Annotated in this window: 10 protein-coding genes; 1 reads left to right on the top strand and 9 read right to left on the bottom strand. The window is 69.9% G+C overall.

What is annotated here, in order from left to right; all coding sequences use genetic code 11:
- Positions 1–29 precede the first annotated feature (29 nt).
- The 4 genes from AC16DP_RS20430 to AC16DP_RS20415 form a co-directional block, all read right to left on the bottom strand.
- Positions 30–830 (bottom strand): hypothetical protein, encoded by an 801-nt coding sequence (locus AC16DP_RS20430; protein WP_329734966.1) that lies wholly within the window; start codon positions 828–830, stop codon positions 30–32.
- Between the two features lie 455 nt (positions 831–1,285).
- Positions 1,286–3,019 carry a peptidase MA family metallohydrolase gene (locus tag AC16DP_RS20425; protein ID WP_329734965.1) on the bottom strand — a complete coding sequence of 578 codons (1,734 nt, stop codon included), beginning with the start codon at positions 3,017–3,019 and terminating at the stop codon, positions 1,286–1,288.
- The gene (locus AC16DP_RS20420; RefSeq protein WP_329734964.1) at positions 3,019–6,171 is read right to left on the bottom strand and encodes a DUF4175 family protein; all 3,153 of its coding nucleotides are present in this window, start codon (positions 6,169–6,171) and stop codon (positions 3,019–3,021) included. The genes AC16DP_RS20425 and AC16DP_RS20420 overlap by 1 nt, the downstream gene beginning before the upstream one ends.
- A 168-nt stretch (positions 6,172–6,339) precedes the next feature.
- Positions 6,340–6,924 (bottom strand): MarR family winged helix-turn-helix transcriptional regulator, encoded by a 585-nt coding sequence (locus tag AC16DP_RS20415; protein WP_329734963.1) that lies wholly within the window; start codon positions 6,922–6,924, stop codon positions 6,340–6,342.
- A gap of 146 nt (positions 6,925–7,070) precedes the next feature.
- Here AC16DP_RS20415 and cobT point away from each other — a divergent pair, with 146 nt between their 5' ends.
- On the top strand, positions 7,071–8,141 hold the full coding sequence (gene cobT, locus AC16DP_RS20410) for a nicotinate-nucleotide--dimethylbenzimidazole phosphoribosyltransferase (protein ID WP_329734962.1): 1,071 nt from the start codon (positions 7,071–7,073) through the stop codon (positions 8,139–8,141).
- Between the two features lie 38 nt (positions 8,142–8,179).
- Here cobT and AC16DP_RS20405 read toward each other — a convergent pair whose 3' ends face one another.
- From AC16DP_RS20405 to AC16DP_RS20385, 5 genes are all read right to left on the bottom strand, one after another.
- Positions 8,180–8,896, bottom strand: a complete 717-nt coding sequence (locus AC16DP_RS20405; RefSeq protein ID WP_329734961.1) for an Imm52 family immunity protein — start codon at positions 8,894–8,896, stop codon at positions 8,180–8,182.
- Positions 8,897–8,905: 9 nt separating this feature from the next.
- Entirely contained in the window at positions 8,906–10,660 is a 1,755-nt protein-coding gene (locus tag AC16DP_RS20400) for a Tox-REase-5 domain-containing protein (protein WP_329734960.1), read from the bottom strand.
- A complete protein-coding gene (locus tag AC16DP_RS20395; protein WP_329734959.1) occupies positions 10,657–11,670 on the bottom strand; it encodes a calcium/sodium antiporter in 1,014 nt (337 codons plus the stop codon). The genes AC16DP_RS20400 and AC16DP_RS20395 overlap by 4 nt, the downstream gene beginning before the upstream one ends.
- A 46-nt stretch (positions 11,671–11,716) precedes the next feature.
- On the bottom strand, positions 11,717–12,187 hold the full coding sequence (locus tag AC16DP_RS20390; protein WP_329734958.1) for an NUDIX hydrolase: 471 nt from the start codon (positions 12,185–12,187) through the stop codon (positions 11,717–11,719).
- Positions 12,184–13,140 (bottom strand): DUF2380 domain-containing protein (locus tag AC16DP_RS20385; RefSeq protein WP_483956826.1); only part of this gene is annotated, 957 nt, incomplete at its 5' end. The genes AC16DP_RS20390 and AC16DP_RS20385, both read right to left, overlap by 4 nt.

The following is a 13,140-nucleotide window of genomic DNA, read 5'->3' as shown; positions in this document are numbered from 1 at the left end:
AAAGTCGATGCGCCTGCGCGATGAGTTCTTCACCGTGACCTTCTACGGGCCACCACGCATGAGCCTGCCCCAATTCTCCCGCCCCACGATGCTGCCTTCGCTGCCCCTACTCCCGAGGTGCCTGCTGTCAGAACCATGCCCGTCGCCAGCCGCGAGACGGTCCGCACCTTCTCCGCATAGGGCTTGTGGCGGAACTCCTCCCACAACTGTGGCGAGTTCTCGTAGAGCTGCCTCACCGCACCCGGGAGTTGGGCCATCCCCTCGAGCATCTCGCCCGTGTAGAAGACGAGCCGGTAGAGGCCCTCCACCACATCCACGGCCGCGAGCACGGCACCCTCGGCCACCGCGAGCCCGGGGTTGTCGTCCGGCTCGTAGATGCCCGCTGGACGGGCCCCCTTCGGGGTCTCAAGCTTTTCATCCACCGGGAAGAGGAGCCCGCCGTCGATTTCGTTGAAGGGACCCACCTCGAAGCGCCCGGCGCGCAGCGTCCCGTCCTCGGCCAGCACAACATCCCCGGCCTTCTGGACCGCTACTCCTGAAGTGGCCTTCACCAGGTAGCCGTCAGGGCGCAGCACCAGCAGCTCCGAGAAGCGCCGCATGCGCGCGTGGAGTTCGTCCCGCGTCACCAACTCCCCACCCGTGGCCACCTCCAGGAGCAGGTGTGCCGCCATGCGTCGCAAGCCGAAGTTGCCCAGCGTCACCGGTGTGGCGAGCAGGTGGGGCATCAGCTCCAACGCTTGCTGGGGCGACAACGTGCGCCCGTACCAGGGCACCGCGGTGATGGGCACCCCGGCCTGCACGAGGAAGCCCTGGAAGTAGTCGAGGGTCATGGGCACCTCGAATGGCCGACCGTCGCTCACCCCATCCGGCCATCCGATGCCGCTCCCCTCCAAACCCTCCTGAGCGTCTATGTCGCTCGCTCGGTGGGCCAGGCGCGGCCGATTTGCCGCCCCACCACCCTCGGCCGCGCTCCCAGCGCCCTCGCGCTCCTCTGCGTCGGCGTTCGCGGCCTCCAGGTCTTCGTTGGGAGCGTCGGCTCTGGCTGCGGCCGCCACCCGAGCCTCAACCGCGCGCTCCTCTGGCACTGGCCTCTTGAGCTGTACCTGCCCCCAGTGGCGACCGCTGACGCCAGCGTTCCGCCCATGGGGTAGCCCGTGGCACATGTCGTCTGTAGCACAACGACCAACAGCGCCAGCGCACCCGGGGCCATGTGGACAGAAACCATGTCCGGGAGCTTGGAGGACCCGCTCATCTGGAGGAGTCGTCTTTGTTCGCTCGCTGTCGGCTACCTGCCGCCGTCCGTCGCGGGGGCCGCGGGCGCGGGCGCGGCGTCCTTGCCCGCGGGGGTGTTGAGGGAGGCCTCGCCTTCGACGAGCTCCTTGTCCTCGCGCATGAACTCGCGGGACACCTGCTCCACATCCTCGGGCTTGAGGCCGGTGAGCACCACGCTGGCCGCCCTGGTGCGCGTGACGAGCGCCGTCTCCCCGAGTGCCCCGTGGATGCGCATGAGCGCGATGTGGATTTCGGGGTCGAACGGGTCCGCCGCCAGCGCCTCCAGGTAGGCCTGTTTGGCCTTCGGGTAGTCCTTGCGGAAGAGCAGGATGCGGCCCAGGTGCACGCTGGTGCTCGGCGAGCCCGGGTGCACGCGCAGCGAGCCGCGCAGCACCTTCTCCGCCTCGTCCAGCCGCCGCAGCTCCAGCAGCGCCAGCGCGTACTTGTTGGACACGGACTCGTACTTGTCGCCCACCAGCCGGTGCGCCTTGGCGTACTCCTCCGCCGCCGCCTTGATGCGGTTGCGCTCGCGCATCAGCTCGCCCAGGTGCGCGAACTTGCGCGCCGGCACCTCCGTCACCTCCGCGAAGTCCCCGAAGGAGATCTCCCGCCCCTTCTTCTTCTCGTCCTGCTCCTTCGCGTTCTCCTTGAGGACGACCTTCTCTTGCGGCAGCAGCTCCTGCGGGAAGGGCTGCTTCTTGATGTGCGCCAGCCAGTTCTTCTCGAACTGGGCGAAGGACATCCCCGTGGCCGACTCCACCGCCTTGCGGTCCGGCTTCCCATCCCGCAGGCCGAGGATGATCTCCCGCAGGCCCTTGTTGCCCTGCGTCTCGTACACGTAGTCGATGGCGTAGTAGACCTCGGCGAAGGCCGTGGCCGCGTCCTCCGCCGTGGGCAGCATCGCGATGGACGGGTGCATCTTCTCGAAGGGGATGAGCTTGTCCTCCTTCACCCGCCGCCCCAGCAGCGCCTGCGTCGAGGGCGTCATCGCCAGCCCCGGCTTGCCCCGCCAGCGCGACTCGAGGAACTTGGCCAGTCCCTCGTGCAGCCAGATGGGCACCGTGTTGTGGCTCATCTGGCTCACCACCAGGTGGATGTACTCGTGCGACAGCGTGTCCTGCCAGTCGTAGCCCCGCGCCACCGCCTTGGGGCTCGTCACCATCAGCTTGTTGAACTTGCAGATGGCGATGGTGCCCGTCGTCTGAATCTGCTGGTACGTGAGCGTGCTGACCTTGGAGAGCTCGCGCGCGTTGTTCACCACCTCCACGCGAATCTTGCCTCCCGGCGGCCGGTGTCCGAGGTCCTCGGCGAGGGCGCGGTGGATGGACTCCAGCGTCTCCAGCGCGTATGGCACCAGCACCTCGTCCTTCCCCTTCGGGTAGAAGAAGATGAAGTGCTCGCTCTCCGCGCGCGCGTAGTCCTTCACGATGGCGCGCGTGTCCTTGGCCAGCCGCAGGTAGCTGCCCGGCTTGTCCTCGATGTTCGCCGCCTGCAACAGCTCGATGGCCTCGTCGTAGCGGCCCTCCTCGAAGGCCACCCGGCCCTGGAAGTATTTGAGCGGCTCGACGTCCTCCGGGACGATTCCCTCCAGCGCCTGGAGCTCGCGCCGCGCTCCCGGCACGTCCCAGGCGTCCAGCGCCGCTTCCACCTTCCCCAGCCGCTCCTTGGCTTCCGCCTTCAGCGCGTCCTGGGCCTGGGCGCTCGTGACGAGGAACAGGGACAGCAGGGCGAAGACAACCCGGTTCATCACTTGACCAGCTCCTCGTAGTAGCGCTTCACCTGGTCCTGGTACTTCTCCGGCGTCCCTTCCTTCATCGCGTCCAGCAGGTCCTTCCGGAACTCCTTCGGCGCCTGGTACGCCTCCTCGTCCGGAATCTCCACCTTGTCACGTGGATCCCGCCCGTTGCCCTGCTGCCGGCCCATGCCCATCGGCAACGGCAGTCCGCGCCCCTTGCCCCGGCCCCGCTGGCTCTCCTTCATCTGCTGCTGGAATTGCTTCAGCCCCTCCAGCGCCGCCTGCTGCTCGCCGTAGCCCCGGTTCGCGTCCTTGCCCTGCATCCGCTGCGCCGCCTCGCCCATCCGCCGGCCAATCTCGTCCATCTGGTCTCCCGCCTCCTGGCCGAAGATGGGCGCCATCTGCTCCATGTCCTGCATCTGCTGGCGCAGCTCCCGCGCCTTCTGCTCCAGCGACTGCTGCTGCTGGGCCAGCTGCTGCAACTGCTGCTTCTCCTGCTGCCCCATCTGCGAGCCCGGCGGCGGGAAGAGCGACTGCAGCTTGCGGTTCACGTCCTCCACCGTCCTCGCGTCCTTCTCCAGCTGCTCGGCCAGCTGCGCCGACTGCTGGCGCACGTCGTCCGGGTTGCCGTACAGCTCGTCCAGCGCGCGCTGCTGCTCCCCGTAGCTGGACAGCTGCTGCGCCGCCTCCGACGCCCGCTGCGCCGCCTCCGCCGCCAGGTCGAAGTCATCCACCTTCAGCGCGTTCTTCGCGTTCTCCAGCTCCGCCTGCGCCTCCTCCAGCGGCCGCGACGCCCGGCTGTTGAGCTCGTCCGGCTTCAGCTCCTGGTAGTGCTTCTGCACCTGCTCCAGCTGGCGCTGCAGCTCCTCCTTCATCCCCCGGCCCTTCTCCGCCAGCCGGTCCTTGTTCTGCTGCCGCGCCTGGTCTCGCAGCGCCTTGGTGGCGTCCGCCACGCGCTGCTGCTCCTGCGCCGTCTTCTGCAGCTCGTCCATGAACTCGCCGAACTTCCTGGCCAGCTCCGGGTACTGCTCGTTGCCGAACTCGTCCTGCGCCTCGTTCAGGCCGTTGAGCATCTCGTCCATCTGCATGGACAGCTCCTGAAGCTTCGCGAGCGCCTCGTCCGTCTTGCCCTCGCGCATCAGCCGCTCCACCTCGTCGAGCGCGCTCTGCATGTCCTGGTCCTTCATCATCTCCTGGAGGGCCTCGGCGTTGAGGTGCTCGTCCCGGATGCCCTGGCGCATCTCCGCCATGCGCTGCATCAGCTCGTCGATGCGCTTGCGCACCTGTTGAATCTGCTGCATCACCTGCTCGCGCACCTGCTCGTCCGGGTTCTGCTTGTACTGCTCGATGAGGTTGGCTAGCTCGCGCCGCTCGGAGGCCAGCTGCCTGGCCAGCTCCTGCAGGGCCTCCAGCTTCTGCCGGTCCAGCAGCGACTCCAGGTAGAGGATGTCCTTCTCCAGCTCGGCGATCTCCTCCTCCACCAGCACGCCCAGGCGGGCGCCGGTGCCGAAGTCATCGCCGCCCGTGCGGCGCTGCTGGGTGCGCAGGTAGATGCGCCGCAGGTCCCCGGTGGCGCGCACCCTGGGGCCCAGCGTCTGCGCCACGTTGGCGAGCGCCGCGACGAGCTCGGCGGGGTTGTCCCGCTCGCGGCCCAGCTCCTGGGCGAGCGCGCGCATGTCCGTCACCAGCGTCTGCCCGCTGGTGTCCACCGTCTGCGCCGCCGTCACCTTCTGCACGTCCTTCGTCTTGTCCCGGTCCGGGCCCTCCATGCGGTCCGCCAGGTGGTCCACCATGCGGCCCCAGAGCGCCTCGGCCTTCTGCAGGGCGGCGCGGCGGTGCTCGGCGGCGCTGTAGACGCGCAGCACCTGCGTGCGGCTCACGCCCCGCTTGGGGCCCTCCACCGCGTCGTTGTCCTTCGCCTCCACGTAGTAGGAGATGCGGTCCCCCGCGTCCACCTTCAGCGAGCCCAGGTCCCACGTATAGGTGCCCTTGTCGCGCCGCCCGTCCTCGCGGGGCAGGGGAATGCGCGTCTCCTCCTTCGCCCCCGGCGTGCGGAACACGAGCGCCAGGCCGTTGAGGCCGTAGTCGTCGCTGGCCTCGTACTTGAGCGTCACCTTCTGGCCCGGGTCGATTTCAATCTCCGCCGCGGGCGTGAGCAGCGTCACCTGGGGCGGGGTGTCCGCCTCCACGTTGAGCGGGATGTCCGGGCCGGTGGCGATGGCCTTGCGGCCCGTGCCGTAGAAGACGAAGTGGTAGTTGCCGGTCTTCTTCGTCACGAAGGTGCCGGTGAGCTCGCGCTTGCCGTTGACGGTGAGCGGGAGCGTCTCGCCATTGACGACGAGCTCCGCGCGCTCCACCTCGCGGTCCGAGCGCGTCTTGAGCAGCACCTCGGTGCCGGCCGGGGCGCTGATTTCACCGTTGGTGCCCGGCACGGTGCGCGGGGCCATCCCCGTGTAGGCCGGGTAGCGGTACGTCAGCTCGATGTCGCCGGTGATGGGCTCGCGCTGCTCTGCCCGCACCCTCTGCCGCGCGGAGCTGAGCGCCTTGTCCCACCCGGCGCGCCAGGACGCACCAGCCAGGCCCAGCACCCCCATCAGCACGAGCGCCACGCCACCCACCGCGAGGCCCGTGTGCTTGAGGCGCGTGGAGTCCACCACCGTGCCCGGGTCCACCTGGGCGGCGCGCAGGTCCATCTGCCGCAGGAAGGCCTCGGCGAGCTCCGCCGAGTGCTGGGGCTGCCGGCCGCGCTCGCGCGACAGCTCCACCGCGGCGAGCACGTCCAGGGACAGCTGCGGCTGGCGCTCGCCGATGAGGCGCGCGGTGCGCTGGTCATCGCCCACGGTGCGCAGGGAGAGCCACACGCCGAAGGCACAGGCCACGAGCGCGCCGGCCACCGGGGAGAGCAGCAGCAACCAGCGGCCGGCCGCCGGGGCGGCGAGGGCCAGGAAGCCACCGGCCACGGCCAGCACCAGCAGGGTGGCGGTGCCCAGCAGCGCGCCTTGCAGCCAGAGCTGGCGGCGTTGGCGGGCACGGACCGCGGCGAGCAGCCGCTCCACGCCCGGCGAGCGCGGCTCCGCCTCGGGCGCCGGAGGCGGGGCAGGGGGCTGCGGGGGAGGCGGAGGCGGGAGCTCCGCGCCTGGGGTTTGCGGGGATTCGAGGTTCACGCTGTCACGTCCGCTCGGTCGCGTGGCAACCCATGGCCGGGCCGCCTATTTCCCAAATCTGTAGCAGGCCCGAGCGCACGGCGCGTCCCCCTGTCCACCGGGGGGGTTGCTTCCGGTGCCGGGTGTCCGCCGGTGGAAGCTTGACGGCTGACCAGGAAGCCGGGGGGTTCAGCGGCTGGCGCTCTTCGAGGAGGCCAGCTCGCCCGCGTCTCCCGCCGGCCCTTGCTCGTCGTCCTTGGGCGAGTGGCCGGTGGGGTGGTCCTGGGGCTCCCCGGCGCCCAGCTCCTGGGCGAGCGCCATCAGCACCTCCTGGGCGTTCTGCAGGCGGGCGCGCGGCACGCGGGAGATGGCCCGCTGCACGGCGCTCTCCACGGTGCCCTCGGACGGCACGTCCAGCGCGCGGCCCGCGTCGGTGAGGGCGAAGAGCGCCTTGCGCCCGTCGAGCGGATCCGACTTGCGCTCGAGCAACCCGCGCTTCTCCATCCGCTTGAGCACCCCCGTCAGCGTGCTGGGGTGCACGTGCATGATCTGCGCGAGCCGTCCCGCGGTGATGCCGGGGAAACGGCCCACCAGCCGGAGCACCAGCCGCTGCGGGCCCGTCAGCCCCAGCGTGGCCTCCATTCGCTTCGACGTGGATTGCAGACCGTGATCCACCGCCCAGAGCAGGCGCATGAATTCCAACACTTCGCCAAGGGGGGGGCCTTTGGACTTGTCCGCTTGGGTGGCCTCGGTGGCCTCGTCAGTGGGCTTCATTTCTACAGTGTCCCCCAAATTCTACCTTCCTGTCGCGTACTCCCTCCCGGACAGGTAGTTCATCCAGGCCTTCCCTGCCTGGAAAATGCATTGCCCGGCGGGCCAGGGCGGGCTAGGGCGCGCGCGCTCCCACCAGGGGAGACGCCATGCCTTCGTTTGACTCCATACTTTCAGCCATTCCCGAGCCGGACACCAGGGCGGCGCGGCGGTGTCAGGCACTTCTGGACGAAAAGACGAAGCCGAGGGGGAGCCTGGGGAGGCTGGAGGAGCTGGCCTGCCGGTTCGCCGCGCTGACGGGCAGGCCGGTGCCGCCGTTGCCGGGCAAGGCGGTGGTGGTGATGGCGGCGGACCACGGGGTGGTGGAGGAGGGGGTGAGCGCCTATCCGGCCGAGGTGACGGGGCAGATGGTGGCGAACTTCGCGAGAGGCGGGGCGGCCATCAACGCGCTGGCGAGGCAGGTGGGGGCGCGGGTGGAGGTGGTGGACGTGGGGGTGCGCCACCCGGTGGAGGGGCTGGAGGGGGTGAAGGTGCGGCGGGTGGGGCCGGGGACGGCGAACTTCACGCGGGGGCCGGCGATGACGCTCGCGCAGGCGCGGGCGGCGCTGGAGGTGGGGGTGGAGGTGGCGGTGGGGCTGGCGGACGAGGGCGTGGGGCTGGTGGGGCTGGGGGAGATGGGGATTGGGAACACGACGGCGTCGAGCGCGCTGACGTGCGTCTTCACGGGGCTGGCGCCCGAGGCGGTGGTGGGGCGGGGGACGGGGGTGGACGACGCGGGGCTGGCGCGCAAGGTGGAGACGGTGAGGCGGGGGCTGGAGGTGAACCGGCCGGAGGCGGCGCGGCCGTTGGAGGCGCTGGCGAAGGTGGGGGGCTTCGAGCTGGCGGGGCTGGCGGGCGTGGCGTTGGGCGCGGCGTCGAGGCGGGTGCCGGTGATGATGGATGGCTTCATCGCCTCGGTGGCGGGGCTGGTGGCGGCGAGGTTGTGTCCCCAGGTGACGCCGTACCTGCTGGCGAGTCACCTCTCGGTGGAAGTGGGGCACGCGCGGGTGCTGGAGTTGCTGGGGCAGCGGCCGCTGCTGGACTTGGGGCTGAGGCTGGGGGAGGGCAGTGGCGCGGCGCTGGCATTTGGCCTGGTGGACGCGGCGCTCCGGGTGCTGCACGAGATGGAGACGTTCACCGGGGCGAGGGTGACGGACGTTCCGCCTCGCGCGGGGACGTGAGCGCGTGCGCTGCGCGCCTGGGTGAAGCAGGGGTCGGCTCAGAAGAGGCTCTTGAGCATCCCAGCACCGTCCAGCACCGCACGCACGTGGTCGGCCAGGGCGACGTGCGCCGGCTCGTGTCCGTTGAAGCGTTCCGGCGTGAGGATGATGAGAGAGCCCTGGTCCTCCATCGGCTCGACGCGTACGGGCTCGGGCAGGGGCGGCACCTCGCCCATCCGGTGTGAGAAGTACATCAACCAGCCCGTGTAGGGCTGGCCCACGGGATGCTCTCGCACCCGCTGATAGGCGTCCGAGAAGACGACACCACAGTCAGGCTCCCAGGCCAGCACCATGGCGCGGAGGAGTCTGGCCAGTACAGGCACGGTGAGCACTCGCTCCGAGCCCGGCTCCTCCCTGGGCAGATTGAGCAAACAATTGTTCAAGGACCCCACGGCGTCATAACCACAGGTGAACCTGACCGCGCCACCCCGCTCATCCTCTTCATGCCCCGTCCAGGCTCCAAGCATGAAGCCGACATTTCCGAGCCTGTATCCCCTCTTCTTGAAGAAGCGTGTGAATGTTTCGGCGGAGGGCTCGAATCGAAGCTGGAGCGCCTTCTTGCGCGAGTCCGCTTTTTCGAACCAGCGGGTGTAGATGGGATCGCACTCCGAGAGCAGGCGGAAGAAGGTCTCGGCCCGTCGGGCACACACCTCCGCGGACTCCACCCGGCATCCCCAATAGACAGCGGCGTCGTAGGTATCCATCGTCTGAGACACGCCCGAGGGCTACGGCGGTGTGTAGACCACGTCAATGCCCCTGATGCTTTCCTTCTGGAACAACCCCTTGAGGATGTCCACCATCCTGGGTTCCGCGACATGCCAACGGATGGGGGTGCCGTTGGCCACCCGGCTCTGCCGCCTGGCCTGTCTGATGAGCCTCTCGGCCCCCTTGAAGTACTTTCTTGCCTTGAGGTCCGCATCGAAGTGCTTGTCGTAGCCCAGGCCCTTGGTCTCCTTCAGGACGCGCTGGTTCAGGTCGAAGCCATCGAAGTCGGCCTTCTCGCCGTTGCGCCACACGCGGTACACCCAGCCCGCGGGCGCCTTCGTTACCTTGTGCTGGAAGGCGCGTGAGCGCGGCGACATCCGCTCGTTCTTGGGCACCCACTGCCCCGGCCCGCCCACCGGCGGCACCCAGCCGCCACCTCCGCCCGAGCCCACCTTGGCCAGGTGCAGGCCCCAGGTGACGCCCAGCCCCTGGCCCGCCATCGTCACGGCCCGCCCGGGCACCGCCACCAGCCGCAGCACCAGCTCGCCCCGCTTCGTCAGCGTCAGCAGCGGCACCGACAGCCGGCCGAGCTTCTCGCCCCACCCCACCGCCTTCACCGCCCCCGCTCCCGACGTCCCCACCGCCAGCAGCACGTTGGCCAGCAGCCGCGACACCTCTCGCACCTGCTCGCCCCGAGGCCTCTGGCGGAAGGCCTCCCGATACTCGGGCGCGTTCTGGAAGAGCACGCGCACCGCTTCCGGCAGCCGCGCCAGTCCCTCCAGACTCTCGCCGGGGTGGAACACGAGTTGGCCCAGGCTCTCGAGCGTGTCCACCAGCGCCAGCCCCGCTCCCTCCAGCGCGGGCAGCACCACGCCGTCATCCGGCACGTAGGGGCCGAGGGGCTTCACGCCACGGGGCACCTCCAGCCCCGTGTCCACCGGCCACAGTTGCCCGTCCTCCACCGCGTAGAAGGGGCCCACCTCGTAGCGGCCCGCCCGTAGCGTACCGTCCTCGGCCAGCCGCACTTCGCCGGCCCGCTGCACCGCCTCGCCCGTCACCGCCCGCACCAGGTAGCCGTCCGGGCGCACCACCCGCAGCCGGTGGAAGCGGTCCATGCGCGCGTGCAACTCCTCGCGCGTCACCGGCCTTTCGCCCGTGGCCACCTCCAGCAGCAGGTGCGCCGCCATGCGCTGGCGGGGAAACTCCCCCAGTCCCGCCTCCGCCTCCAGCAGGTGCCCCAACAGCCGCATTGCCTGCTGGGGCGACAGGGTGCTGCCGTCTTCCGGCAACACCTCGGGGGACACGCCCACCTGCACCAGCAGGCCCTGGAAGTGGTCCACGCTGAAGGGCACTGCCCAGGGGCGCCCGTCCCCCACGCCATCCCTCCAGCCCACGAGGCCCTCGTCCTCCAGCGGCGCGTCTTCCCCTCGCACCGGGCGGCGCCTCCGCGAGCCGGACTCGTCCCCAGGCGCGTCCGCCCTCATGGCCGGGGCACCGAGCCCCTCGTCGACATCGTCCTCCGGGTCATCCTCCTCGTCGGGCGGAGGTGAGTCCCCGGGCGGCACCGCCGTCCGGACGGCGTCCACCACGGGCCCGTACGGGCGCGCATGCGTGGAGAATGCGGGCGTCAGGCGGCGGGAGCCGTGTCCGGGGAGCAGCCCGGCCAGCGGCGCGCCCGTGGCGCACCCGCCCAGCACCAGCAGGGCCCACGTCAGCACCACACGGCTGGAGCACCAGCGCCCGGCAGGCAGCCCTTGGGGCGAAGGCAGACTCATGTGGCCGCGCTCACTCCCATCCACACCTGCCAGGCCATGAAGGCCAGGTAGAGCACGAGCAGCAGCAGTCCCTCGGGCCGGGTGATGGTCCAGTCGAAGCTGACGGACAGGGGGAAGAGCAGCAGGGTGAAGCCCAGCAGCACCAGGAGGATGGACATTCCTCCCGCCGGCAGCGGCACGGTGGCCATCACCGCCACCGTCCCCAGGATGAGCAGCAGGTTGAAGATGTTCGAGCCGATGATGTTGCCGAGGGCCATGTCCGCCTGGCCGCGGCGCATCGCGATGAGGCTGGTGAAGAGCTCGGGCATGGTGGTGGCCAGCGAGACCACGGTCAGCCCGATGAGCTGCGAGGACATGCCGAGCGCCCGGGCCGCGCCGACCGCCCCCATCTCGCCCAGCTTGCCTCCGAAGCCCAGCAGCGCGAGGCCGCCGGCCACCATGGCGGAGGCGAGCTGCCACGAGACGACGGGCTCGCGCTTCGCCACCTCCCGGAGGTCCTCGGCGAGCTCGGCGCCCACCTGCGCGGGCTTCCTCGCCGAGCGCAGCAGCATGGCCAGGAAGAGGCCGAAGCCCGCGATGAGCACCAGGCCGTCCACGCGCGACAGGCCGGGGCGCTCCGCCTCCAGCATGGGCGGCAGCAGGGCGAGCACCAGCAGCACCACCACCGCGCCGAGCAGCGCGGGCAGCTCCCGCCGCAGCAGCGAGGACTGTACCTTCATGGGCCGCACCAGCGTCGACAGGCCGAGAATCAGGCCCATGTTGGTGAGCGAGGAGCCCATCATGTTGCCGAAGGACAGCGCCGTGTCGCCACCGGACGCGGCCGCCACGTTGAGCGCGAGCTCCGGGGCCGAGGTCCCGAAGGCCACCAGGGTGAGGCCGATGGTGAGGGGCCGCACGCCACGGCGCTCCGCGAGGGCCACCGCGCCCTTGACGAGCAGGTCCCCGCCGAGCAGCAGCAGCACGACGCCCGCCGCGAAGAGGCCCAGGGAGGTCAGCAGTCCCGTTTCCATGGGCCCTGTCCTATCCGAAACCGGCGCCTATGCGCGGTGGGGATGTTCAGGTTTCTTCGTCGGGCAGCAGCGTGAGGAGCAGCTCGTCGTCGGGACCGAGCGGGCGCCAGCCAGGTGGTGGCGGTGTGGCTCGGAGTGCTGCTCTGGCCCTCTCGACGCGCTTCTCATGGGTTTCAGGGGTGTAGGCAGACCACGAGCCGAGCGCCAGGGCGATCTCTCCACGGGTTGCGTCGTCCATGACGGACGGCCAGCCTTCAGGGAGGCTCTGGAACAACATGCGTACGAGCATACTGCGCACCAGACGAGTGACCTGCTTGTGCCGCTCCGCCTCGGCGAGCAACCCACTGAACACCTGCACCCCGGCGATATCGTCCGGACCAAGCTCCTCGGCCAGCTCCACCAACGAGGCCGTAGGGCGAGCCTCGGCGAAGGCGGTGAGTGAATCGTAACCCCGCTCGCGGACCCGCTCGTACAGGCGTGCCTTGATGTTGCCCTGCCACGCACGTCCGTCGCTCATCGCCCTCTCCTGCTGATGAAGTTCATCGGGATTGCGTACTCCTTCATGCGCTCCGCGACGTTCTTGAGTATTTCATTTCGTGTCAACATCCGTCCGGCGTCGATCTCGGCATCGCGCAGTGCCTTCATGATCATCCGGTTCCACTCACCGGGCCAGGTGCGCCCCAGCTTCCAGTTCCCCCCACCATGGATGGCTTGGTGATGAGCCTGCTCCAGCCTGACGCAGAACTGGTCGATATCCATCTCGCCGGTGAAGCCGCGCTTGTTGAACCACTCGCGGAACTCTTGCGGCATGACGTGGTGCCCTGGTGGCTCGGCCATGCCGGCTCCCGCCTTGTCCGTCACGCGCATGCCGCGCACTTCCGGCCCCTCGCCCAGGGCCTCGCGCACGCCGCGCGGCAGCTCCCCGTGCGCCATCATCACCTGGCCGGCCTGTATCCGTACCGCCGCGCTGACGGCGGGAAGTGACAGGACGCCGGCCCGCACCAGCCGCTGCATCATCTCCACCCACTCGGCGGAGACGACAACGCGCGTGCCCATCATCACTCCGTGCGAGCCCACCATGAAACCCATGCCCAGCGTGACGGGAGCCGCCGCGCGCAGCGCGGGCAGGGTGAACTTCAGCGCCGACACCAGGGTGAGCGCCTCCGCGGCCTCCTTGAGCACCAGTATCTTCTGGAGGGTCTCCGCTCCCTTGCGCACGGTCTCTCGCAATGCCGCGAACTCGCGGGTGAGGTGGCCCACCAGGGCGGGCATGTCCTCCGCCGCCGCCTCCACCCGCGCGGGCTCCAGCGAGGAGAGCGCCGTCAGGGCGGGCTCGAGCAGCGTCTGGAAGCGCTCCATGTCCACGTACAACCACTCCACGCTGTAGAGGCGGCGGGAGAGCGCGTCGTCGGTGAGGAGGAGGAAGTCGAACCAGACGGCCAGCAGCAGGGAGCCGAGCATGGCGGCCTC

This window comes from Archangium sp. (assembly GCF_057119385.1).
Note: the sequence above shows the minus strand (reverse complement) of the source record. Positions and strands in the feature narration are given on the sequence as shown.

Excerpts from the sequence above, each read along its gene's own strand:
- AC16DP_RS20395 (WP_329734959.1), bottom strand. The coding sequence starts at position 11,670 with ATGGAAACGGGACTGCTGACCTCCCTGGGCCTCTTCGCGGCGGGCGTC.
- AC16DP_RS20390 (WP_329734958.1), bottom strand. The coding sequence starts at position 12,187 with ATGAGCGACGGACGTGCGTGGCAGGGCAACATCAAGGCACGCCTGTAC.
- AC16DP_RS20425 (WP_329734965.1), bottom strand. The coding sequence starts at position 3,019 with ATGAACCGGGTTGTCTTCGCCCTGCTGTCCCTGTTCCTCGTCACGAGC.
- cobT (WP_329734962.1), top strand. The coding sequence starts at position 7,071 with ATGCCTTCGTTTGACTCCATACTTTCAGCCATTCCCGAGCCGGACACC.
- AC16DP_RS20400 (WP_329734960.1), bottom strand. The coding sequence starts at position 10,660 with ATGAGTCTGCCTTCGCCCCAAGGGCTGCCTGCCGGGCGCTGGTGCTCC.
- AC16DP_RS20415 (WP_329734963.1), bottom strand. The coding sequence starts at position 6,924 with ATGAAGCCCACTGACGAGGCCACCGAGGCCACCCAAGCGGACAAGTCC.
- AC16DP_RS20430 (WP_329734966.1), bottom strand. The coding sequence starts at position 830 with ATGACCCTCGACTACTTCCAGGGCTTCCTCGTGCAGGCCGGGGTGCCC.